Genomic DNA, 23746 nt, shown 5'->3' on the forward strand with positions numbered 1-23746 from the left:
TCCGGTTCTCACTAGGGTGAGGCCATGTCCAAGTACTTCGGCATCGTGCTCGCAGGCGGAGAAGGCAAGCGGCTGATGCCGCTCACGGAGGACCGGGCGAAACCGGCGGTGCCCTTCGGCGGACAGTACCGCCTCATCGACTTCGCGCTGTCGAACCTGATCAACTCGGGGCTGCGGCAGATCGTCGTGCTCACGCAGTACAAGTCGCACAGCCTCGACCGCCACATCTCGCAGCTGTGGCGCATGAACGGCCTGCTCGGCTCCTACATCGCGTCCGTGCCCGCGCAGCAGCGGCTCGGGAAGCGCTGGTACCAGGGCTCGGCGGACGCGATCCTGCAGAGCCTCAACCTCGTGTACGACGAGCGCCCGGACTACATCGTCGTGGTCGGCGCCGACCACGTCTACCGGATGGACTTCGACCAGATGATCGAGGCGCACATCGCCTCGGGCGCCGAGGCGACCGTCGCGGCCATCCGCCAGCCGATCTCGCTCGCCGACCAGTTCGGCGTCATCGACATCGACCCCGAGAACCCGAGCCGCATCCGCGAGTTCCTCGAGAAGCCGTCGAACCCGCAGGGCCTGCCCGACTCGCCGCGCGAGGTGCTCGCCTCGATGGGCAACTACGTCTTCACGGCCGAGGCGCTCATCGAGGAGGTGCTGCGCGACGGCGAGCGCGCCGACTCGAAGCACGACATGGGCGGCGACATCATCCCGGCCTTCGTCGAGCGCGGCACGGCCGGCGTGTACGACATGAAGCAGAACACCGTGCCCGGCGCCTCGGCGCGCGATCGCTACTACTGGCGCGACGTGGGGACGATCGACTCGTACTTCGAGGCGCACCAGGACCTCATCTCGGTGCTCCCTGTGTTCAACCTCTACAACCAGGAGTGGCCGATCTTCACGCAGCAGGTGAACCTGCCGCCGGCGAAGTTCACGCGCGACGCCCGGGGCACGCTGAGCACCGTGATCGACTCGATCGTCGCGGGCGGCACCGTGATCTCGGGCGCGCACATCGAGCGCAGCGTGCTCGGCTCGGGTGGCATCGTCGAGTCGGGCGCGCACGTGAGCGACTCGATCGTGTTCGAGAACGCGCGGATCAAGCCGGGGGCGACCGTGCGCCGCGCGATCCTCGACAAGAACGTCGTCGTCGAGGCGGGCGCGTCGATCGGCCTCTCTCGCGAGGCGGATGCGGCGCGCGGCTTCGCGATCACGCCGAGCGGCATCACCCTCGTCGGAAAGGGCGCGACGGTCACCGCGTCCTGACGGCGCGAGCGCTCAGAGCGCGTCCTCCACACGAGGGCGCACGACGAGCGATCGCGGCAGCGCGCTCGCGCGCGCCCGCTCAGCCGTGCCCGGCAGGAGCGCGCGCCGGATGCGGCGCAGAGCGCCCGCGGCGGTCTCGGCGGGGAGCTCGTCGGATGCCCGCGCGTACGACGCGCGCTCGACCGCGCCCACGAGCAGCGCGACATCCGCCTCGGGAGCTCCGCACTGCGTCACGAGGCGCCGGCCGAGCGCACGGGGCGACTCGCTCGCGCGCACGTCGACGCCCGCGTCGATCGCGGTGTCGACGAGCTCGAGCCACACGGCGCGCGACCGGGCCGCTCCCGAGGCGTTCAGTCGCCGCGACCGCCGCGCGCTCCGCACGACGAAGGGGAGCGCGACGACGAGCAGAGCGAGGATGGCGATGCCGATCGCGCCGAGGGCGCCGCGCGGATCCCACGCGGCGACCTCGGCGCCGTCCGCGCCGCCCGCACCCGGATCCGTCGAGGGGCGCGCGCTCGCGGTCGGCGTGGGCGCGTCGCTCGGGCGCTCGTCCTCCTCGACCGGCGTCTGACCGCCGTCACTCGTCTGCGGAAGGAAGTTCGTGGGCACGCCCAGGGAGGCCGTGGGCTCGAACGGCACCCAGCCGATGCCCTCGAGATGCGCCTCGGGCCACGCGTGGAGCTGTGCGCTCGTGACCGAGTACGTCACCGACCCGTCGTCCGCCGGCGGGCCCGTCGCCGTTCCCGGCAGGTAGCCGACCACGACGCGCGTGGGGATCCCGAGGGTGCGCGCCATGACGGCGAACGACGATGCGAAGTGCACGCAGTAGCCCGCGCGCACCTCGAGGAAGTCGGCGATCGCGTCGACCCCCGAGCCGTCGAAGCCCTCCGCGACCGGCGCCTCGAGCGAGTACCGGAACGCGCCTCCGCGGAACCAGCCCTGCAGGGCGCGCAGGGCATCGTAGGGGGTCTGCGCGTCGGCCGTCACCTCCGCAGCGAGCTCGCCGATCACGGCCGGCAGCTCGGGCAGTGCGAGCGCCTGCTCCGGCGCCTCGCCGATCGCCGCGGCCTGCGCCTGCTCCCGCGTCGGGTCGGGCCGCTCCCACGTCACCGTGTACTCGGCGCCGAGGGAGGACGCCGAGTTCGTCACGAGCGTGCGGTTCGCGGTGAGCATCGACCACGCGTCGTCGACGCCCTCGAGCTCGACGGCCGCGTACGGCACCGGCAGGTAGCCGCCGGTGAGCCGCGTGATGTCGACGGACGCCGTGCCGCGCTCGCGCTCGACCGCGATCTCCTCGACCGGCGGCAGCCCGCCCCCGACCGCGGTGAGCGCGCCGGTGTCGGGCGTCCACACCTCCCCGTCGAAGGACGACAGGGTCGCGACGCGCAGGTACGGAGCCGCGCCGGCCGCCGTCCTGACCTGCAGCACCTCGGTCTGGGCGGGCTGGCGCAGGCTGGCGCCGAGATCGAGGTCGGCGTCGATGGTCGTCGTGGGGCCGAAGCCGGATCCGGGGCGCGCGACGGGCTGCGGGAGCAGGGGCGGGATGGCCATGGCGGCGACGACCGCGACAGCGCCGACGATCGCGGCGACGACGGACGCGGATGCCGTGTGCCCGACGCCCGTCCGCGGATCGCGCGCGCGGGTGTCGGCGCGCAGCATGAGGAGGATCGACACCGCGAGCGGAACGAAGAAGACCGCCTCCACGCGCTGCGGCACGACGAGCGACGGGATGAGCGACACCGTGATGAACCCCACCGCCGCGAGGAGGGGAAGCCGTGCGGTGAGGGCGACGTGCGACATGGCGATCGCGAGGAGGCCGACCGCGACCGTGATCACCCACGCGAGTCCGCTCGACGGCCGCAGCGGCGCGACGCCGTGGAGCACCTCATCCCACACGGCGCCGAGGAGCGCCTCGACCGCGCGCGGCGTCTGCGGCGAGGGGACGACGAGGTACCGCGGCACCGAGGCGGGCAGGAGGATCATCGCGCACGCGATCCACACGGCCGCCTCGGCGAGGAACGCCCAGGCGCGGTGCCGCGTGCGGCGGACCGCGTAGCCGGCGGCGCACACGACCGCGACCGTGAACACCGTCTGGGGGAGCCAGATCGGGACGACGACCCTCGTCAGCGGGAGGGCGGATGCGAGGACGGCGATCGCCGTCCACAGGGCGAGCACGGGGTCGGCGGGACGACGGCGGCGCTCGGCCCCGCGCGCCCGCAGCTCAGCGGCGTCCATATCGCGCCCCCGGGTTCACGGCGCGCAGCCATGCGTCCTCGACGTCCGCCTCGAGCGCGACAGAGCGCCATCCGGCGCGACGGGCCTCGTCGAGCGCGTCGCGCTGCGGGGCGGATGCGAACAGGAGGGGGAGCGCGCCGCGATGCGCCGTGCGGGCGAGCACCGCGGCGTCGGATGGCTCGAGGCGCCCCGCGATGAGCACGAGCGGCCCCGTGGTCACGCCCGCGAGCACCTCGTCGAGGCGCGGCAGGGTGTCGGCGGAGCGCGTCCCGACCGTCGTGAAGGCGCGCAGGAGCTCGGCGCGCTCGTCGCCCTGGGCCGCGCCGCGCTGGCCGAGCGACGCGAGCGGCGCGCCGTCGCCGTCGATGACCCGGACGATGTAGCCGTCGGCCGCGAGGCGCCACGCGGCCGAGACGCACAGCGAGACCGCGGCCTCGAACGCGCTGTCGCCGCCGGGCGACGCGGCGGAGGGCGACCAGCGCGACGTGCCCCGGTCGAGCACGACGACTGCCTGCGGCGACGCCTCCTGCTCCTCCTCCCGCACCATGAACTCCCCGAGCCGCGCGGAGGCGCGCCAGTGGATGCGGCGCATCGAGTCCCCTGGAGCGTACGGGCGGGGGATGAGGTTGTCGCTGCCCTGGCCGCGCCGCTCGGCGCTCGCGAGCGCGACGCCCGAGTCGCCCGCGAGGCGGGGCAGGGGCGAGAGCGGGACGATGCGCGGCGTCACGGTGACGGGCGTTATCCCGCCCAGACGTCGCGTGCGGCGCGCGATGCCGAACGGGTCGTGCTCGACGACCGTGAGCGGCCCGAGAGTCCACGCGCCTCGGCGGACTCCCGTGACCGCGTACGTCAGCTCGAGCGCTCCGGACGCGCCGCGGCTCGGCAGGAGCGACGCGGGCAGCGCGCCGGTCGCATCGCCCGCGAAGCCGCCCGGCAGCTCGTCGGCCCACGTCCCGCCCGGCGTGGGCAGCGGGGACCGCCCCGAGATCCGCAGCGCGACCGTGCTCTCCTCGCCGACCGCGACGGTCTCGGGGCGGAGCGTCCGGATCATGCGCTCGGGGCTCCGGCGCAGGTACAGCGAGAGCGCGCACGCCGCCACGAGCGCGAAGAGGAGCATCGCGTACGCGAGGGCCTCTGTCGACCCCACCGCGTGCGCCGCGACGAAGAGCGCGGCGCCGAGAGCGAGCGCCCCGGCGCCGCGCACGGTGAGCGGGTGGCGGCGCATCGCGCTCAGCGCGCCGTCGCGAGCGGGACCCGGACGGCGTGCACGATGCGCTCGAGGATCGCGGGGATCGCGTCCGCCTCGCCGCGGTGCGCGGCGGCCGCGCGCGTCGGGATGAGACGGTGCGCGAACACGGGCGTGAGCAGGGCCATGAGGTCGTCGGGGATGACGTAGTCGCGCCCGTCGAGCGCGGCGCGCACCTTGGCCGCGCGGACCAGTTGGATGGTCGCCCGCGGGCTCGCGCCCAGACGGAGGTCGGGATGGCGGCGCGTGGCCTGCGCGAGCGCGACCGCGTACTGCTCGACGACGGGCGCGACGTGCACGGCGCGCGCCCACGCGATGAGCGCCGCGACCGTCTCGACGTCGACGACCGCCGTGAGCGCGTCGAGCGGATTCGCGGTGTCGCGCTGGCGCAGCATGAGCGCCTCGGCCTCGGCATCCGGGTAGCCCATCGAGATGCGCATCATGAAGCGGTCGCGCTGGGCCTCGGGGAGCGCGTACGTGCCCTCCATCTCGAGCGGGTTCTGGGTCGCGACCACGAGGAACGGGCGCGGCAGCCGGTGGGTCCGCCCATCGACCGTGACCTGCGCCTCCTCCATCGCCTCGAGCAGGGCCGACTGCGTCTTGGGGGAGGAGCGGTTGATCTCGTCGGCGATGACGACGTTGGCGAACACCGCGCCCGATTTGAACTCGAACTCGCGGCTCACCGGGTCGAAGACCGACACGCCCGTGACGTCGCTGGGCAGGAGATCCGGCGTGAACTGGATCCGTCGCACGCTCGCCGCGATCGAGGCGGCGAGGGCGCGCGCGAGCTGCGTCTTGCCGACGCCCGGCACATCCTCGATGAGCAGGTGACCCTCGGCCAGGAGCGAGATGAGGGCGCTGTCGACGGCCTCGGGCTTGCCGTCGATCACGCTCGAGATCGCGCGCGCGATCCCGTTCGCCGCCTCGAGGAATCTCTCGGCCGTCATGGTCTCTGGCACAGGCCACCTCGCATTCGGGGTTAGACTATCTGCAGCTCTCCGCGTGGCGGCATCCAGGCCAACTCCCCCAGGACGGAAACGTAGCAAGGGTAACCGGGCTCTGTCGGGTGCGCGGAGAGCCTTTTCATGCCCAGGCGGGAATCCGCCGGTCGTCCTGCCGCGTCGAAGGTGTTCGACCTAGGGTGGATGACGTGGCGAGAAGCATCTACATCACGTCGGCCGAGGGGCATTCCGGCAAGTCCACGGTGGCGCTCGGCGTCCTGGATGCGCTGAGCAGGGCGACCCCGCGCGTGGGGGTCTTCCGTCCGATCGCCCGGTCGTCCGCCGAGCGCGACTACGTCCTCGAGATGCTGCTCGACCACGACGGCGTCGACCTCGCGTACGAGGAGTGCGTCGCGGTCACCTACGACGACGTCCGCGCCGATCCCGACGCCGCTCTCGGGCGGATCGTCGAGCGCTTCAAGGCCGTCGAGGCGAAGTGCGACGCGGTCGTCGTCCTCGGGAGCGACTACACCGACGTCGGCAGCCCCGCGGAGCTCGCCTACAACGCCCGCGTCGCGGTGAACCTCGGCACGCCCGTTCTGCTCGTCCTCGGCGGACGCGCGCAGCAGGGCCACACCGAGCAGCTCGGCACGACGTCGCCGCGCACGCCAGAGGAGGTCGCGCAGATCGCCGCGCTCGCGGTGTCGGAGCTCGTGCGCGAGCGCGCCGAGCTGCTCGCGACGATCGTGAACAGGGCCGACGGCGCCCGCCGGGACGAGATCCTCGCAGCGGTCGGCGCGGTCACCCCGTCGGCTCCGGTCTGGGCGATCCCCGAGGACCGGATGCTCGTGGCCCCGTCGATGGGCGATGTGCTGCGCGCGGTCGACGGCCGGCTCGTGAACGGCGACGAGGCGCTGCTCACGCGCGAGGCGCTCGGCGTGGTCATCGCCGCGATGTCGATGGAGAACGTGCTCCCGCGGCTCACCGAGGGCGCCTGCCTCATCGTGCCCGGCGACCGGAGCGAGGTCCTCCTCGCGGCGCTCCTCGCGAACGCCTCGGGCACGTTCCCGTCGATCGCGGGGATCATCCTCAACGGGCCCTTCGAGGTGCCGGAGGCCGTGTCGCGCCTGCTCGAGGGTCTCGGCTCGCGCCTTCCCGTCATCCGCGCGGACGGCGACACCTACACCACCGCCGTGCGGGTCATGAGCGCCCGCGGGCGCCTCGCCGCGGGCTCGCCCCAGCGCTACAACCTCGCGCTGTCGCTGTTCGAGAGCAGCGTCGACGTCGAGGAGCTCACCCGCGTGCTCGGGGTCGCGCGCGCGACCGTCGTCACGCCGCTCATGTTCGAGTACACCCTGCTCGAGCGGGCCCGCGCCGACCGCCGCCACATCGTCCTGCCCGAGGGCGACGACGACCGCGTGCTGCGAGCGGCGGGCATCCTGCTCCAGCGCGGCGTGGCCGAGCTCACGATCCTCGGCGAGCCGTTCGAGGTCCGCGCCCGCGCGATCGAGCTCGGCGTGGACATCCGCGAGGCGCACGTCCTGAGCCCGTTCGATCCCGTGCACGTGCACAAGTTCGCGACCGAGTACGCGCGGCTGCGGGCGCACAAGGGCGTGACCTACGAGCGCGCGGCCGACACCGTCACCGACGTCAGCTACTTCGGCACGATGATGGTGCACATGGGGCTCGCCGACGGCATGGTCTCGGGCGCCGCGCACACGACGGCCCACACCATCCGCCCGGCATTCGAGGTCATCAAGACCGAGCCCGGCGTCTCGGTGGTCTCGAGCGTCTTCCTCATGGCGCTCGCCGACCGGGTGCTCGTCTACGGCGACTGCGCGGTGATCCCCGATCCGACGAGCGAGCAGCTCGCCGACATCGCGATCACCTCGGCGCAGACCGCGCGCCAGTTCGGCGTCGAGCCGCGCGTCGCGATGCTGTCGTACTCGACGGGGGAGTCGGGCACGGGCGCGGATGTCGACAAGGTGCGCGAGGCGACGCGGCTCGCGCGCGAGCGCGCGCCCGAGCTGCCGATCGAGGGCCCGATCCAGTACGACGCGGCGGCCGACGCCGCGGTCGCGAAGGCGAAGCTCCCGGGCTCGGAGGTCGCCGGGCGCGCGACGGTCTTCGTCTTCCCCGATCTCAACACGGGCAACAACACCTACAAGGCCGTGCAGCGGTCGGCGGGCGCCGTCGCGATCGGGCCGGTCCTGCAGGGCCTGAACAAGCCGATCAACGACCTGTCGCGCGGCGCGCTCGTCGAGGACATCGTCAACACCGTCGCGATCACGGCCATCCAGGCGCAGGGGCAGCAGCGATGACCGCGCGGAGCGTCCTCGTCGTCAACAGCGGGTCGTCGTCGTTCAAGTACCAGCTCATCGACATGGCCGCCGAGCGGGTGCTCGCCTCGGGGCTCGTCGAGCGGATCGGGCAGGCGCAGGGCGCGGCAGCCCACACGGTCCGCTTCGCGGCCGGTCCCGGAGAGCCCGCGCCGGCGATCGCCGACGAGACGCACCGCCGTGAGACGGAGATCCCCGACCACACCGCCGGGTTCCGTGTGATGCTCGACGCGTTCGCCGCGCACGGCCCCGCGCTCGACGCCGACGCGCTCGCCGCCGTCGGGCACCGCGTCGTGCACGGCGGCGCGCGGTTCTTCGAGCCGACCGTCGTGAACGACCTCGTCGAGATCAACATCGACGAGCTCTCGGTGCTCGCCCCGCTGCACAACCCCGGCGCGCTGCAGGGCATCCGCGCCGCGCGCGCGGCGTTCCCGCACGTGCCGCACGTCGCGGTGTTCGACACGGCGTTCCACCAGACCCTTCCGCCCGCCGCGTACACCTACGCGATCGACCGCGAGATCGCGCAGGCGCATCGCGTCCGCCGCTACGGGTTCCACGGCACGAGCCACAAGTACGTCTCGGAGGCGGCGGCGCGCCATGTCGGACGACCGCTCGCGGAGCTGCGCCAGATCGTGTTCCACCTCGGCAACGGCGCGTCCGTCACCGCCGTCGACGGCGGCCGGTCGGTCGAGACCTCGATGGGCATGACGCCGCTCGAGGGCCTCGTGATGGGCACCCGGTCGGGCGACATCGACCCGGCGGTGCTCTTCCAGCTCGCGCGCAGGGCCGACCTGACGATCGCCGACCTCGACCGGCTCCTCAACACGCGAAGCGGTCTCAAGGGCCTCGCCGGGGTCTCGGACATGCGCGACGTGCAGGAGCGCAGGGCGGCGGGAGACGAGGCAGCCCAGCTCGCGTTCGACGTGTACGTCCACCGGCTCCGCGCGTACGCGGGCGCGTATCTCGCGCAGCTCGGCGGGGTCGACGTCATCTCGTTCACGGCCGGAGTGGGGGAGAACTCCCCGGATGTCCGCGCTGCGGCGCTCGCCACGCTCGGGTTCGCGGGGGTGGAGATCGACGCGGCGCGGAACGCCGCGGCTCCGCGCGGCGAGATCGCGGTCATCTCGACCGACGCGTCGCGCGTCACCGTGCTCGTCGTGCCGACCGACGAGGAGCTCGAGATCGCCCGCCAGTCCCTCGCCGCGGCGAGCTGACCGCCACTACGCTGGGGTGAACCGGCCATCCCGCGCGACGGAGGATCTGTGACCTCTCTGCCCGACTCGCCCCTTCCCGACCTGAGACGCTACGACGCCGTGCTGTTCGACCTCGACGGCGTGCTCACGCCGACGGCCGAGGTGCACATGCACGCGTGGCGGGCGATGTTCGAGGAGCTCTTCGCCCAGTGGGGCATCGAGCCCGCCTACACCGACGACGACTACTTCGCGCACCTCGACGGCAAGAAGCGCTACGACGGCGTCGCCGCCCTGCTGCGCAGCCGCGACGTCGAGATCCCGTGGGGCGACCCGTCAGACGATCCCTCGCTCGACACCGTGTGCGGCATCGGCAACCGCAAGAACGCCGTGTTCTCGCGCGTGCTCGCGGACGAGGGGATCGCGCCGTACCCGGGCTCGCTGGCCCTCCTCGACGCGCTCGCGGCGGTGGGAGCGCGCGTGGGCGTGGTCTCGAGCTCGAAGAACGCGAAGGACGTGCTGACCGCCGCCGGCATCCTCGACCGGTTCCCCGTGATCGTCGACGGTGCGGTGGCCGAGCGCGACGGACTGCCGTCGAAGCCGGCGCCCGACATGTTCCTCGCGGGCGCCCGCCAGCTCGGCGCCGCCCCCGCCCGCTGCGCGGCCGTCGAGGACGCCCTCAGCGGAGTCGCATCGGCGGCCGCTGGCGGGTTCGCCCTCATCGTCGGCGTCGACCGCGGCGCCGGGGCGGCCACGCTCTCGGCCGCGGGCGCGCACGTCGTCGTGTCCGACCTCGCCGAGCTCGTCGGCCCGGCCACCCGCTGACCTCCGCCCTCCGTCCATCCGGCACCCGACCATCCGGAGCACACGCATGATCGATCGCGACCGCTTTCCCGTCGACCCCTGGCGCCTCGTCGAGACCCGCTACTCCGAGGAGGACGCGGGTGTCACCGAGACCCTGTTCGCCGTCGGGAACGGCTTCCTCGGACTGCGCGGGAACTACCCCGAGGGCCGCCACGCGCACGAGCACGGCACGTTCATCAACGGCTTCCACGAGACGTGGCCCATCCGTCACGCCGAGAGCGCCTACGGCTTCGCCGAGGTGGGGCAGACGATCGTCAACGTGCCCGACCCGAAGGTCATGCGCGTCTACGTCGACGACGAGCCCCTCTCGCTCGACCTCGCGGACGTGCGTGAGTACGAGCGCTCGCTCGACTTCCGCGACGGGGTCCTGCGGCGTCGTCTGCTGTGGGTCACGCCGTCGGGCAAGGAGGTGCTCCTCGAGTCGGAGCGGCTCGTGCCGTTCGAGGACCGGCACCTCGCGATCGAGCGGATGACCGTCACGGTCCGCAACGCGGACGCCCCGGTGGTCATCAACTGCCAGCTCATCAACCGGCAGGACGGGCAGGACGTGTACGGGGGCCACCCGCACGCGCCGGGCGCGACCGTCGACCCGCGCCGCGCCGAGCGCATCGAAGCGGAGCGCGTGCTCATGCCGCAGGAGCACTGGCAGGACGGCACGCGCACCGCGCTGTCGTATCGCACGGCGTCTTCCGGCATGTCGCTCGCGGTCGTCGCCGACCACGTCATCGAGACCGAGAACCCGCACGTGCACCGCGCGCTCATCGAGCCCGACATCGCGAAGAACGTCTTCCGCGTCGAGGCGAAGGCCGGCGTGCCCGTGACCGTCACCAAGACGATCAGCTACCACACGTCGCGCAGCGTGCCGACGGGCGAGCTCATCGACCGCTGCCGGCGCACGCTCGACCGCGTGCTCGCGGCGGGCGCGGCCTCGGTCTTCGAGGCGCAGCGTCGCTGGATGACGGGGTTCTGGGACCGGTCCGATGTCCGCATCGTCGGCCACGACGACCTGCAGCAGGCGACGCGCTGGTGCCTCATCCAGCTCGCCATGGCGGCGGCGCGCGCGGACGGATGGGGCGTGCCGGCCAAGGGCGTCACCGGCTCGGGCTACAGCGGGCACTACTTCTGGGACACGGAGATCTACATCCTCCCGTTCCTCGCCTACACGACGCCGCTCTGGGCGCGCAACGCCATGCGCATGCGCACGAAGATGCTCCCCGCGGCGCGTCGACGCGCCGCGAAGATGAGCGAGGCGGGCGCCCTCTACCCGTGGCGCACGATCAACGGCGAGGAGGCGTCGGCCTACTACGCGGCCGGCACCGCGCAGTACCACATCAACGCCGACATCGCCTTCGCGCTCGTGCGCTACGTCCGCGCGACGGGCGACGTCGACTTCATGGCGCGCGAGGGCGCGGATGTCCTCGTCGAGACCGCGCGGATGTGGACGACGCTCGGGTTCTGGCGGCAGAACGAGGGCGAGGAGAGCTTCCACATCCACGGCGTGACCGGGCCCGACGAGTACACGACCGTCGTCAACGACAACCTCTTCACGAACGTGATGGCCCGCTTCAACCTCCGTGCCGCGGCGCGGGTCGTCCGCACGATGGCCGAGAAGTCCGGGCGCGCGTACCGCGACCTCGTCGACCGCGTGCAGCTCGATCCGGGCGAGCCGGAGGCCTGGGAGCGCGCGGCCGACGCGATGTACATCCCGTACAACGAGAAGCTCGGCATCAACCCGCAGGACTCCCTGTTCCTCGAGCGCGAGGTGTGGGACCTCGAGCACACCCCGCGCGAGCAGCGCCCGCTGCTGCTGCACTTCCATCCGCTCGTCATCTACCGGTTCCAGGTGCTCAAGCAGGCGGACGTCGTGCTCGCCCTCTACCTGCAGGGCAACCACTTCACCGACGAGGAGAAGCTCGCCGACTTCGAGTACTACGACCCGCTCACGACGGGCGATTCGACGCTGTCGGCCGTCGTGCAGTCGATCCTCGCGGCCGAGGTCGGGTACCAGGACCTCGCGCTCGAGTACTTCGAGCACGCGCTGTTCGTCGACCTCGCCAACATGCACGGCAACACGTCCGACGGCGTGCATGTGGCGTCGGCGGGCGGCGTGTGGACGGCGCTCGTGGCGGGCTTCGGCGGCATGCGCGACCACGACGGCGAGCTCAGCTTCGACCCGCGCCTCCCGCGCGACTGGCCCGAGCTGCAGTACGCCCTCGCGTGGCAGGGCTCGCAGCTGGACGTCTCGATCCGGCGCGACGAGATGCGGGTGTCGGTCCGCTCGGGCGACCCCGTGACGTTCACGGTGCGCGGCGTGTCCCACACCGCGAGCGCGTCCGCGCCGGCCATCGTGCCGCTCGCCGATCAGGGGCCCGTGCGCCCCGGGCGCCCGACCATGCGCAAGTACTCGTCGATGCACCGCGAAGACGGCTCGCAGCTCGAGCCGACCCTGCCCCCGGTCACCACGGCCATCCCGATCGTGGCCGACGACCTCGTGGAGCGCTCGACCGACCCGCGCACGCTCGATTGAGCGTCGTCCGCGCCCGGCCGCGCACGGTTTGACTTTGCGCGGCCGGGCGCAGACAGTGGAGGGCATGCCCGACGAATGGACCTCGCGCCCCGCGCCCGTCGTGCGCCGCAGCGTCGCGGAGTCCGTGATCGAGGACCTGCGCGGCGCGATCACCTCGGGGGCGCTCGCGGTCGGCACGCGACTGCCGTCGGAGGCACTTCTCGCGGAGCGGTACGCCGTGAGTCGGCCGGTCATCCGCGAGGCGCTGCGCTCGCTGCAGACCCTCGGGCTCACCCAGACGCGCACCGGCAGCGGCACGTACGTGACGGCGGACCGGATCGACCCGGCCACCGTGTACGGCGAGTTCTCCGCGCGCGACCTCATGGAGGCGCGCCCGCACATCGAGGTCCCCGCGGCGGGGCTCGCCGCCGAGCGCCGGACGGACGAGCAGCGCGACGAGCTCACCGCCCTGTGCGATGCGATGGACGCGTGCGACGACCCGCAGGAGTGGGTCGCGCTGGACACCCGCTTCCACTCCCTCGTCGCGCAGGCGTCGGGGAACGCGGTCTTCGCGAAGGCCGTCTCCGACATCCGCGACGCCCTCTCGCGTCAGTCGCAGGTCGTGAACCTCGTCGCGTCGCGCCAGGAGCCATCCGGTCGCGAGCACCGGCGGATCGCCGAGGCGATCGCGGTCGGCTCGCCGATCGAGGCCCGCGAGGCCATGCGCGCGCACCTCGGCGAGGTCGAGCGCGTCGTCATCCCCCTGACACGACCAGCCGCTCGGGGCTGAGCGCCGCGCGCACCTCGTCGGGCGTGAGCAGCCCGCGCTCGAGCGCGACATCCGGAACCGATCGGCCCGTCCGCAGCGCCTCCTGCGCGATCTCCGTGGCCATCCGGTAGCCGAGCAGCGGGTTGAGCGCGGTCGCGAGGCCGATCGACGACGCGACGCGCTCCGCCATGATCTCGGGGTGCGCCTCGATGCCGTCGACGCAGCGGTCGGCCAGGAGCCGGCACGCCGCCGTGAGATGCGCGAAGCTCTGCGAGAGGGCGCGCGCGATCACCGGCTCGAAGGCGTTGAGCTGCAGCTGGCCCGCCTCCGCGGCGAGCGTCACGGCGAGGTCGTCGGCGATCACGGTGTACGCCACCTGCGTGACCATCTCGGGGATGACCGGATTCACCTTGCCGGGCATGATGCTCGAGCCGGCCTGCACGGCAGGCAGCGAGATCTCGCCGAGCCCCGCGCGCGGACCGGACGACAGCAGGCGCAGGTCGTTGCACGTCTTGGAGAGCTTGATCGCGATGCGCTTGAGCACCCCGGAGACGTGCACGAACGCACCGGGATCCTGCGTGGCCTCGACGAGGTCGGCGGCGGTGACGAACGGGCGCCCCGTGAGCTCGGCGAGGTGCGCGCAGGCGCGGGCGGCGTAGCCTGCGGGGGCGTTGAGGCCCGTGCCGATCGCGGTGGCGCCGAGGTTCACCTCGAGCAGGAGCGCGGCCGACTCCCGCAGCCGCGCCCTGTCCTCGCCGAGCATGATGGCGAACGCCCCGAACTCCTGCCCGAGGGTCATGGGCACCGCGTCCTGCAGCTGCGTGCGGCCGACCTTGAGATGCGCGGCGAACTGCGCGGCCTTCCGCTCGAACACCGCCTCGAGGTGCGCCATCGCCGCCTCGAGCTCGTCGACCGCCTCCGTGAGCGCCGCGTTGATCGCGGTGGGGTAGACGTCGTTGGTCGACTGGCTCATGTTGACGTGGTCGTTGGGGTGCAGACGCGCGTAGTCGCCCTTCTCGTGCCCGAGCAGCTCGAGCGCGCGGTTGGCGATGACCTCGTTCGCATTCATGTTCGTCGACGTGCCGGCGCCGCCCTGGATGAGGTCGACGACGAACTGGTCGTGGAGAGCGCCCGCGCGGATCTCCGCGCACGCGGCCGTGATCGCGTCGCACCGGGCGGCGTCGAGCAGGCCGAGATCGCGGTTGGCGAGCGCCGCGGCCTGCTTGACGGCCGCGAGCCCGCGCACGAGGAACGGGAATCGTCCGATCGGCGTGCCCGTGACGGGGAAGTTGGCGACCGCCCGGGCCGTGTGGACGCCCCAGTAGGCGTCTGCCGGGACCTCGAGGTCGCCGAGGAGGTCGTGCTCGCTGCGCGTCTTCGTCATCACTGCTCTCTTCCTTGAGGCGGAACGTGCCTGTAAAGCTACCAGACAGATTTTCGGACTTCCGAGTTGACATCTCACTGCTCGCGTGGTCGGATGTCGCAAGCTGTTTGGCAGCTAGCCAGATTCCGCGGCAACGTCGCCGCCCGACCGAAGGCAGACACCGTGTCGACCCAGACCCCCGATTCCGCCCCCTCGTCGCTCCCCGACGAGCAGTCCGGATTCCGCAAGGCGCTCCGTCCCCGCCAGATCCAGATGATCGCCATCGGCGGCGCGATCGGCACCGGCCTGTTCATGGGAGCCGGCGGCCGGCTCGAGAGCGCCGGTCCGGCCCTCGTCGTCGTGTACGCCGTCTGCGCGTTCTTCGCGTTCCTCGTGCTGCGTGCCCTCGGCGAGCTCATCGTGCACCGTCCGTCGAGCGGCTCCTTCGTGTCGTACGCGCGCGAGTTCTACGGCGAGAAGATGGCGTTCTTCGCCGGCTGGATGTACTGGCTGAACTGGGCGATGACCTCGGTCGCCGACGTCACGGCCGTCGCCCTCTACATGAACTTCTTCAAGCAGTACGTCGCGTGGCTCGCGGCGATCGACCAGTGGGTGTTCGCGCTCGTGGCGCTTGTGCTCGTGCTCGGCATGAACCTGCTGTCCGTGAAGGTGTTCGGCGAGCTCGAGTTCTGGTTCGCGCTCGTGAAGGTGCTCGCGCTCGTCGCGTTCCTCGTCGTCGGCGTCTTCTTCGTCGTGACCGGCACGCCGGTCGACGGCGTCGCGCCGGGGTTCCACCTCATCGCCGACAACGGCGGCGTCTTCCCGAACGGCGTGCTCGCCGCCTTCATCGTCATCCAGGGCGTCGTCTTCGCATACGCCTCGATCGAGCTCGTCGGCACCGCCGCGGGGGAGACCCAGGATGCCCGCACCGTCATGCCGAAGGCCATCCGCACGGTGGTGTTCCGCCTCGTCGTCTTCTACGTGGGCTCGGTGCTCCTGTTCACGCTGCTCATGCCGACCACGTCGTACGCCGCGGGCGAGAGCCCTTTCGTGACGTTCTTCGGCGCGATCGGCGTCGAGGGCGCGGACATCATCATGAACCTCGTCGTGCTCACGGCGGTGCTCTCGTCGCTCAACGCCGGTCTCTACTCGACCGGGCGCATCCTCCACTCGATGGCGGTCTCGGGGTCGGCTCCCGCCGCGCTCGCCCGCATGAACCGCGCGGGCGTGCCCTACATGGGGATCGCCGTCACGGCCGTCGTCACCGCGATCGGGGTGGCGCTCAACGCGGTCGTGCCCGAGCAGGCGTTCGAGATCGCGCTCAACGTCTCGGCGCTCGGCATCATCAGCGCATGGGCGGTCATCGTCCTCTGCCAGCTGAAGCTGCGCAGCCTCGCCGAGCGCGGCGCGCTCGAGCGCCCCGCGTTCCGGATGCCCGGCGCGCCCTACACGGGCTACGCGACGCTCGTCTTCCTCGGCGCCGTCGTCGTGCTCATGGCGCTCGACTACCCGATCGGCAGCGCCACGGTCGCGTCGCTCGTCCTCATCGTGCCGGCGCTCATCGCGGGCTGGTTCCTCTCGCGCGACCGCATCCGGGCGCTCACGGCCGAGCGGACGGGCACGCTCGCCGCGCTCGCGCACCGCGCGGCCGCGACCCGCTCGGGACGGGCCGAGTGACGCCCGCCCCGGCCGTCGTCGTCGTCGCGACGGGCGGCACCATCGCGAGCCGCCCGTCAGCCGAGGGCGGCACGGCGCCCGCGCTCGGCGGCGACGCCATCACGGCGTCGGCCGGGGCGTCAGCGCCCGTCCGCGTGGTCGATCTGATGGCGGAGGACTCGGCCGCGCTCGACCTCGCGCGCATGCAGGAGATCGCCGACGCCGTGGCCGACGCGCTCGCCGACCCGCACACGACGGGTGTCGTCGTGCTCCACGGCACCGACTCGCTCGAGGAGACCGCGCTTCTCGTCGGCCTGCAGTGCGGAGCGGACCCGCGCCCGATCGTGCTGACCGGCGCGCAGTTCCTGCCCGACGATCCGCGGTCGGATGGCCCCGCGAACGTCGCGGCGGCCCTCGCGGTCGCGTCGGGCGAGGCGACCGCGCCGCGCCACCCTGCGACGGGCGGCGCCGTCATCGTGTTCGGCGGGCGCGTCCTCCCCGCGTGGGGCGCGTTCAAGGCGCGCACCGACGACGCCGATGCCTTCCGACGGAGCGGCGACGCTCTCGCGGCCCCCGCTCTCGCGACGGCGCGACGCGCGCACGACGGCGTCGCGCGCGTCCGCGTCGACGTCGTCGCGGTCGTCCCCGGCGGAGACGACCTGCACCTGCGCGCGAGCGCGGCGGCCGGCGCACGGGCCGTGGTGCTCGAGGCGCTCGGCTCGGGGAACGCGTCGCCGGCCATCGTCGAGGGCGTGCGCCGCTGCGTCGATCAGGGCGTGCGCGTCGCGGTCACGAGCCGCGTGCCGGAGGGGGCGCTCGCCGCGACCTACGGCGGGGGAGGCGGCGGTCACGACCTCGTCGTCGCGGGCGCCGCGATGGCGCGCACGCTCCGTGCGGGCCAGGCGCGCATCCTCCTCGCCGAGCTGCTCGCGCGGGGCATGGCCGACGACGCGATCGCGGCCGCCCTCGCTGCGTGAGCGCCGATCGAGGGTCACAGCGCGATGTCGGCGGGGAGCCGTAGGCTGGATCCGTGACCACCGCCTTGTATCGCCGCTACCGGCCGGAGACCTTCGGGGAGATGATCGGCCAGGCGCAGGTCACGGATCCGCTCATGACCGCGCTGCGCGGCGATCGCATCGGGCACGCGTACCTCTTCTCGGGGCCCCGCGGCTGCGGCAAGACGACCTCGGCGCGCATCCTCGCGCGCTGCCTCAACTGCGCAGAGGGTCCGACCGACACGCCGTGCGGCCGCTGCGACAGCTGCGTCGAGCTCTCGCGGACGGGCGGAGGCTCGCTCGACGTCGTCGAGATCGACGCCGCGAGCCACAACGGTGTCGACGACGCGCGCGACCTCCGCGAGCGCGCGATCTTCGCTCCCGCACGCGACCGGTTCAAGATCTTCATCCTCGACGAGGCCCACATGGTCACGCCGCAGGGCTTCAACGCGCTGCTCAAGCTCGTCGAGGAGCCGCCCGCGCACGTGAAGTTCATCTTCGCGACCACCGAGCCCGACAAGGTGATCGGCACCATCCGCTCGCGCACGCATCACTACCCCTTCCGGCTGGTGCCGCCGGCCGCGATGCTCGCGTACGTCGAGAAGCTGTGCGCCGAGGAGGGCGTGGCCGTGGCGCAGGGAGTGCTGCCCCTCGTCGTGCGCGCGGGCGGAGGCTCTCCCCGTGACACGCTGTCGATCCTCGATCAGCTGATCGCGGGGTCCGAGAACGACAGCGTGACCTACGAGCGCGCGGTCGCGCTGCTGGGCTACACGCATGCCGAGCTCCTCGACGAGGTCGTCGACGCGTTCGCGCTGGCCGACGCGGGCTCCGCGTTCGGCGCGGTCGACCGCGTCGTGCAGACGGGGCAGGACCCCCGCCGCTTCGTGGACGACCTGCTCGAGCGGCTTCGCGACCTCATCGTGATCGCGGCCACGGGCGCCGGCGCGTCCGCCGTGCTGCGCGGCATCCCGTCCGATGAGCTCGAGCGCATGGGGCAGCAGGCCGAGCGCTTCGGCGCGGAGCGCCTCTCGCGCACCGCCGACATCGTGAGCGCCGCCCTCGACGGCATGACCGGCGCGACGTCGCCTCGCCTCCAGCTCGAGCTCATGATCGCGCGCGTCCTCACACACGGAGCGGCCGCGGCTCCGGCCGGGGGCGCGCCCGCGGCCGGTTCCTCGCGCGGTCCGGCGGGGCCTGCGGCTGGGCTGGCGGGGCCGGCGGCGGGCACGCCTGCTGCGGCGGCGGCACCTGCGGCACCTGCGGCACCTCCTGTCGCCGCACCGGCGGCTGCGCCTGCGGCCGCTGCGCCTGCGGTACCTCCTGCGGCGGCACCGGCGGCTGCACCTGCGGCACCGGCGGCTGCACCTGCGGCACCGGCGGCTGCACCTGCGGCACCGGCGGCTGCACCTGCGGCACCGGCGGCTGCACCTTCCGTCGCTGCGCCGGTGGCACCTCCCGCAGCCGCACCGACGGCTGCGCCCGCAACTCCCTCGGACGCTCCTGCGGCGGCCGCTCCGGCTGCGGCAGCACCCACGGAACCTCCTGCGGCGGCACCGACCGCAGGGCCCACGGCGGCACCTCCCACGTCTCCGGCACCGCCCGCGGCTGCGGCGCCTGCTGCCGCGGGCTCCAGCGCGGTGAGGTCCGATGGGCCCGAGGCACCCGTACGTCCCGCGACAGCCGTCCGCGATGACGGAACCGTCCCCGCCGCCGGCTGGGCGACCATCCCGCCCGGTGCGGACGGGCCCGTGGCTCCCGCACGGCCGTCGTCTGCCGAGCGTCCGCCGGCCGACGACGGGCCGCTTCCCGCGCCCGAGGACGAGCCGCCCTACGACCCGTACGACGAGCCCGCTCGCAGCGAGCAGCCGCGTCGACCGGAGCCCGCGCCTGAGCCTGCTCCTGTCGGCGCGCCGCTGACCCTGGCCGGAGTGCAGGCCGTGTGGTCGGGGATCCTCGCCCGGCTCGAGCACGCGAGTCGCGCGTCGTGGCTCGTGCTCCAGAGTGCGCGGCCGGTGGCCGCGGAGGGCGACGTGCTCACGCTGGCGTTCACGAACCAGCGCGACCTCGCGACCTTCAAACAGCGCACGCCGCAGGGCGGGGGAGTGAGCGAGGACCTGCGCGGGGTCATCCTCGAGGTCCTCGGCATCCGCGTGAAGTACCTCGCCCGTCACGAGCCGGGCCCCGGCGGGCCCGGATCGAGCGGACCAGGCGGCGCCGGGCCCGGATCGAGCGGACCGGGCGGCGGTCAGACGCCTCCCGCCGGCCCGGGCGGTGGCGCACGCGCACCGGAGCGGTCGTCGCCGCAGCGCGCGTCGGCGCCCTCGGCCGATGCAGGAGCGGTCGCCCTGTCGTCGCGCAGCGTCACGGAGTGGGCCGTGGCGCCGATCCCGGGCGGCGCTGTCGGCACCCTCGCGGTCGACGAGGACCCGGAGGAGGCGGAGATCCCGCCCGCGGCCCGCATCGCGCCGCCCGTCGCGGATGGCGAGATCGCCGCGCCCGCGCCGGCCGCTCCCGTCCTCGACGAGGACGACGACACCGACCCGGGCGACATCCCGCCGGAGCCGGCGGAGGCGATCGCGCCGAACCCGGCGCCGGTGCCGACTGTGCAGGCGCGCCACGTCGGGCCCGAGGGCATCCAGCGCTACGGCGAGGCGGTGGTCCGCCAGGTGCTCGGCGCGACGTTCCTCCACGAGGAGCCGTACGAGCCTGCGACCCGCTTCCAGTGACCTCCCCTGCGTAAGGACACCATCCCTCCATGTACGACGGCATCGTCCAGGAGCTGATCGACGAGCTCGGCCGGCTTCCCGGCATCGGCCCCAAGTCGGCCCAGCGCATCGCGTTCCACATCCTGCAGACCCCGTCCTTCGACGTCTCGCGGCTCTCAGAGCTCCTGCGCGAAGTGCGTGAGCGGGTGAGGTTCTGCGAGATCTGCGGCAACGTCTCCGAGAGCGACACGTGCGCCATCTGCCGCGACCCCCGTCGCAACCCGGCGCTCATCTGCGTCGTCGAGGACGCGAAGGACGTCGCCGCGATCGAGCGCACGCGCGAGTTCCGCGGCCGCTATCACGTGCTCGGCGGGGCGATCAGCCCGATCGCCGGCATCGGGCCCGACGACCTGCGCATCCAGCAGCTCATGACGCGCCTCGCCGACGGCACCGTCCAGGAGGTCATCCTCGCGACGAACCCGAACCTCGAGGGCGAGGCGACCGCGGCCTATCTGAGCCGCCTGCTCACGACCCTCGACATCGCGGTCTCGCGTCTCGCGTCGGGCCTCCCGGTCGGCGGAGACCTCGAGTACGCCGACGAGGTCACCCTCGGCCGCGCGTTCGAGGGCCGCCGCCGCCTCTGAGGGCCGCCGCCTTCGAGCGTGCGGGCGAGACAGCACCTCGCCGCCGAGACAGCAGCTCGCCGCCCAGACAGCGCGTTGCCGCCCCTGAGCGCGCGGCCGAGACTGCACCTCGCCGCCGAGACAGCGCGTCGCCGCCGAGAGGCGCGACGCCGGCCGCCTTCTCGGCGCCCACGTGCACGCTCGGCGGGGGATGGCCCTCTCGGCGCCCACGTGCACGCTCGGCGGGGGATGGCCCTCTCGGCGCCCGCGTGCACGGCCGGCGGGGGATGGCCCTCTCGGCGTCCGCGTGCACGGCCGGCGGGGGATGGCCCTCCGGGCGTGCGGGCGGGCGCGGGCGGCGGGTGCGGAGCCTCTAGACTTGTCGACTGGGCGCGCCCTGCGTCCCTCACCCGCCCGCACCGTGAGGAGCCTCACTTGGCGTTGATCGTCCAGAAGTTCGGCGGCTCGTCCGTCGCCGACGCCGACAGCATCAAGCGCGTCGCGAAGCGCATCGTCGACACCCGCCGGGCGGGGCACGACGTCGTCGTCGCCGTCAGCGCGATGGGAGACACCACCGACGAGCTGCTCGACCTCGCGTCGCAGGTCGCGCCGGTGCCCGCGCCGCGCGAGCTCGACATGCTCCTCTCCAGCGGAGAGCGCATCTCGATGGCGCTCCTGGCCATGGCCATCCACTCGATGGGGTACGAGGCGCGCTCGTTCACGGGCAGCCAGGCGGGCATGATCACGACGGCCGACCACGGCGCCGCGCGCATCGTCGACGTCACCCCCGTGCGCCTGCGTGCGGCTCTCGATGACGGGGCCGTCGTCATCGTCGCGGGCTTCCAGGGCTTCAACCGCGACACGAAGGACATCACGACGCTCGGCCGAGGCGGATCCGACACGACCGCCGTCGCGCTCGCCGCTGCGCTCGACGCCGACGTGTGCGAGATCTACAGCGACGTCGACGGCATCTTCACGGCAGACCCGCGGGTCGTGCCCCTCGCCCGCAAGCTCGGCCACATCACGGCCGAGGAGATGCTCGAGCTCGCCGCCAACGGTGCCAAGGTGCTCTACATCCGCGCCGTCGAGTACGCCCGTCGCCACGGCGTGCTCATCCACGCCCGCTCGACGTTCACGTCGAACGAGGGCACGTACGTTCTGGGCGAGGGGATGAAGGCCCCCCGCAATGCCAAGGGAGAGATCATGTCGGACGACGCCATCGGAATGGAAGAGCCGGTCGTCGCCGGAGTCGCCATCGACCGCAGCCAGGCCAAGATCACGGTCCTCGGCGTGCCGGACGTGCCGGGCTCGGCAGCCGCGATCTTCACGCTCGTCGCGAAGACGGGCGCCAACATCGACATGATCGTGCAGAACGTGCAGTCGGCGAAGGCGGGCCGCACCGACATCTCGTTCACGCTGCCGAAGCAGTCGGCCGCCGAGGTCGCGAAGGCGCTCACGGCAGCGCAGGACGACATCGGGTACGAGAACCTCGTCTACGACGACCAGGTCGGCAAGCTCTCGGTCGTCGGCGCGGGCATGCGCACGCACTCGGGCGTCTCGCTGACGCTCTTCGAGGCGCTGAGCTCCGCCGGCATCAACATCGAGATGATCTCGACGAGCGAGATCCGCATCTCGGTCATCCTCCGCGACACCGAGCTCGACGAGGCCGCCCGCGTCGTCCACTCGGCGTACGGGCTCGACGGCGAGGTCGAGGCGACCGTCTACGCCGGAACCGGCCGCTGACATCCCTCTCCGAAGGCCTCCGACCCCGCGGTCGGAGGCCTTCGTCGTCCACTCCCATCACGCATGTCTCACGCGGCGCCGGTATCGAGGCGCTATACCCGCACCACGTGAGACATGCCCGGTCGCCGACCCACGACAAGTGAGACATGCCCGGGCGGGACGGGGCACTCCGCGGCGCCGGTAGAATCGAGCAACCCCGCTCGCATCCCCGAGGAACACCATGACCCGCATCTCTGAATCAGGACTCTCCGTCGCCGTCGTCGGCGCCACCGGCCAGGTCGGCACCGTGATGCGCGAGATCCTCCAGGAGCGCGACTTCCCGATCCGCGAGCTGCGGCTCTTCGCGTCGGCGCGCTCGGCCGGCCGAACGATCGACTTCGGCGGCACCGAGGTCGTCGTCGAGGACATCGCGACCGACGACCTGTCGGGTATCGACATCGCGCTCTTCTCCGCCGGCGGCTCCGCCTCGAAGGAGCACGCCCCGCGCTTCGCCGCGGCCGGCGCGGTCGTCATCGACAACTCGAGCGCCTGGCGCATGGACCCCGAGGTCCCGCTCGTCGTGAGCGAGGTCAACCCCCACGCGATCAACCAGGCCGTCAAGGGCATCATCGCGAACCCGAACTGCACGACCATGGCGGCCATGCCGGTCCTCAAGCCGCTCGCCGCCGAGGCCGGCCTCGAGCGCCTCATCGTCTCGACCTACCAGGCCGTCTCGGGCTCGGGCCTCGCCGGCGCACAGGAGCTCCTCGGCCAGGTCGAGGGCGTCCTCGCACAGGGCGACACCCTCCGCCTCGTGCACGACGGCTCGGCGGTCGACTTCCCGGAGCCCGAGAAGTACGTCGCGCCCATCGCGTTCGACGTCGTGCCGCTCGCGGGCAACCTCGTCGACGACGGGCTGAACGAGACCGACGAGGAGAAGAAGCTCCGCAACGAGAGCCGCAAGATCCTCGAGCTCCCCGACCTGCGCGTGGCGGGCACGTGCGTGCGCGTTCCGGTGTTCACGGGCCACTCGCTGAGCATCCACGCCGAGTTCGCGCGCGAGATCACGCCCGAGCGCGCGCGCGAGCTCCTGGCGGATGCCCCGGGCGTGGCTCTCGAGGAGGTCCCGACTCCGCTGCAGGCGGCGGGAAGCGACCCCAGCTACGTCGGCCGGATCCGCGCCGACCAGTCGGCTCCCGAGGGGCGCGGTCTCGTGCTGTTCATCTCGAACGACAACCTCCGCAAGGGCGCCGCGCTCAACGCCGTGCAGATCGCGGAGCTCGTCGCCGCCAAGCTCAGTTCGGCCGTCGCGCGCTGATCCATCCCGCA

16 protein-coding genes and 1 other RNA gene are annotated in these 23746 nt (G+C 72.9%); 13 read left to right on the forward strand and 4 right to left on the reverse strand.

What is annotated here, in order from left to right:
* Positions 1–24 precede the first annotated feature (24 nt).
* Positions 25–1263 (forward strand): glucose-1-phosphate adenylyltransferase, encoded by a 1239-nt coding sequence (glgC, locus tag GC092_RS04180; RefSeq protein WP_282980264.1) that lies wholly within the window; start codon positions 25–27, stop codon positions 1261–1263.
* A 12-nt stretch (positions 1264–1275) separates the two neighbouring features.
* Here the strand turns inward: glgC and GC092_RS04185 are convergent, their stop codons facing one another.
* The 3 genes from GC092_RS04185 to GC092_RS04195 are packed head-to-tail and all read right to left on the reverse strand — an operon-like array spanning position 1276 to position 5691.
* A complete protein-coding gene (locus tag GC092_RS04185; RefSeq protein ID WP_324014186.1) occupies positions 1276–3498 on the reverse strand; it encodes a transglutaminase TgpA family protein in 2223 nt (740 codons plus the stop codon).
* The gene (locus GC092_RS04190) at positions 3485–4723 is read right to left on the reverse strand and encodes a DUF58 domain-containing protein (protein ID WP_324014187.1); all 1239 of its coding nucleotides are present in this window, start codon (positions 4721–4723) and stop codon (positions 3485–3487) included. Before GC092_RS04190 ends, GC092_RS04185 begins: the two co-directional genes overlap by 14 nt.
* A 5-nt stretch (positions 4724–4728) precedes the next feature.
* The gene (locus GC092_RS04195) at positions 4729–5691 is read right to left on the reverse strand and encodes an AAA family ATPase (protein ID WP_271174492.1); all 963 of its coding nucleotides are present in this window, start codon (positions 5689–5691) and stop codon (positions 4729–4731) included.
* A gap of 42 nt (positions 5692–5733) precedes the next feature.
* On the opposite strand from GC092_RS04195, the gene ffs reads away from it, so the two are divergent.
* The 6 genes from ffs to GC092_RS04225 all read left to right on the forward strand — a co-directional run bounded on the left by ffs (position 5734) and on the right by GC092_RS04225 (position 13374).
* Positions 5734–5830, forward strand: an RNA gene (gene ffs / locus GC092_RS04200) — signal recognition particle sRNA small type.
* Between the two features lie 64 nt (positions 5831–5894).
* Positions 5895–8006, forward strand: coding sequence for a phosphate acetyltransferase (pta, locus tag GC092_RS04205; protein WP_324014188.1), 2112 nt, complete (start codon positions 5895–5897; stop codon positions 8004–8006).
* Positions 8003–9238, forward strand: a complete 1236-nt coding sequence (locus GC092_RS04210) for an acetate/propionate family kinase (RefSeq protein ID WP_324014189.1) — start codon at positions 8003–8005, stop codon at positions 9236–9238. Before pta ends, GC092_RS04210 begins: the two co-directional genes overlap by 4 nt.
* A 57-nt stretch (positions 9239–9295) precedes the next feature.
* Complete coding sequence (locus GC092_RS04215) at positions 9296–10039, forward strand: HAD family hydrolase (RefSeq protein ID WP_271174543.1); 744 nt, start codon at positions 9296–9298, stop codon at positions 10037–10039.
* Between the two features lie 46 nt (positions 10040–10085).
* A complete protein-coding gene (locus GC092_RS04220; RefSeq protein WP_271174489.1) occupies positions 10086–12605 on the forward strand; it encodes a glycoside hydrolase family 65 protein in 2520 nt (839 codons plus the stop codon).
* A gap of 64 nt (positions 12606–12669) precedes the next feature.
* Complete coding sequence (locus GC092_RS04225; protein ID WP_282980256.1) at positions 12670–13374, forward strand: FadR/GntR family transcriptional regulator; 705 nt, start codon at positions 12670–12672, stop codon at positions 13372–13374.
* On the opposite strand, the gene GC092_RS04230 is transcribed toward GC092_RS04225, so the two are convergent.
* Positions 13340–14737, reverse strand: coding sequence for an aspartate ammonia-lyase (locus GC092_RS04230; protein WP_324014190.1), 1398 nt, complete (start codon positions 14735–14737; stop codon positions 13340–13342). The two genes, GC092_RS04225 and GC092_RS04230, sit on opposite strands and share 35 nt — an antisense overlap.
* 93 nt (positions 14738–14830) lie before the next feature.
* Here GC092_RS04230 and GC092_RS04235 point away from each other — a divergent pair, with 93 nt between their 5' ends.
* The 6 genes from GC092_RS04235 to GC092_RS04260 all read left to right on the forward strand — a co-directional run bounded on the left by GC092_RS04235 (position 14831) and on the right by GC092_RS04260 (position 23735).
* Positions 14831–16393, forward strand: a complete 1563-nt coding sequence (locus GC092_RS04235; protein ID WP_416383292.1) for an amino acid permease — start codon at positions 14831–14833, stop codon at positions 16391–16393.
* On the forward strand, positions 16390–17349 hold the full coding sequence (locus tag GC092_RS04240; protein WP_324014192.1) for an asparaginase domain-containing protein: 960 nt from the start codon (positions 16390–16392) through the stop codon (positions 17347–17349). The genes GC092_RS04235 and GC092_RS04240 overlap by 4 nt, the downstream gene beginning before the upstream one ends.
* A gap of 53 nt (positions 17350–17402) precedes the next feature.
* Positions 17403–20093: a DNA polymerase III subunit gamma and tau gene (locus GC092_RS04245; protein WP_324014193.1), complete on the forward strand. Its 2691-nt coding sequence runs from the start codon at positions 17403–17405 to the stop codon at positions 20091–20093.
* 29 nt (positions 20094–20122) lie between these two features.
* Positions 20123–20716, forward strand: coding sequence for a recombination mediator RecR (gene recR / locus GC092_RS04250; protein WP_324014194.1), 594 nt, complete (start codon positions 20123–20125; stop codon positions 20714–20716).
* Positions 20717–21130: 414 nt separating this feature from the next.
* Complete coding sequence (locus GC092_RS04255) at positions 21131–22438, forward strand: aspartate kinase (protein WP_324014195.1); 1308 nt, start codon at positions 21131–21133, stop codon at positions 22436–22438.
* Positions 22439–22658: 220 nt separating this feature from the next.
* Complete coding sequence (locus GC092_RS04260; RefSeq protein WP_324014196.1) at positions 22659–23735, forward strand: aspartate-semialdehyde dehydrogenase; 1077 nt, start codon at positions 22659–22661, stop codon at positions 23733–23735.
* Positions 23736–23746 lie beyond the last annotated feature (11 nt).

It is taken from the genome of Microbacterium sp. JZ37 (assembly GCF_035188445.1).
Lineage (GTDB): Bacteria > Actinomycetota > Actinomycetes > Actinomycetales > Microbacteriaceae > Microbacterium > Microbacterium barkeri.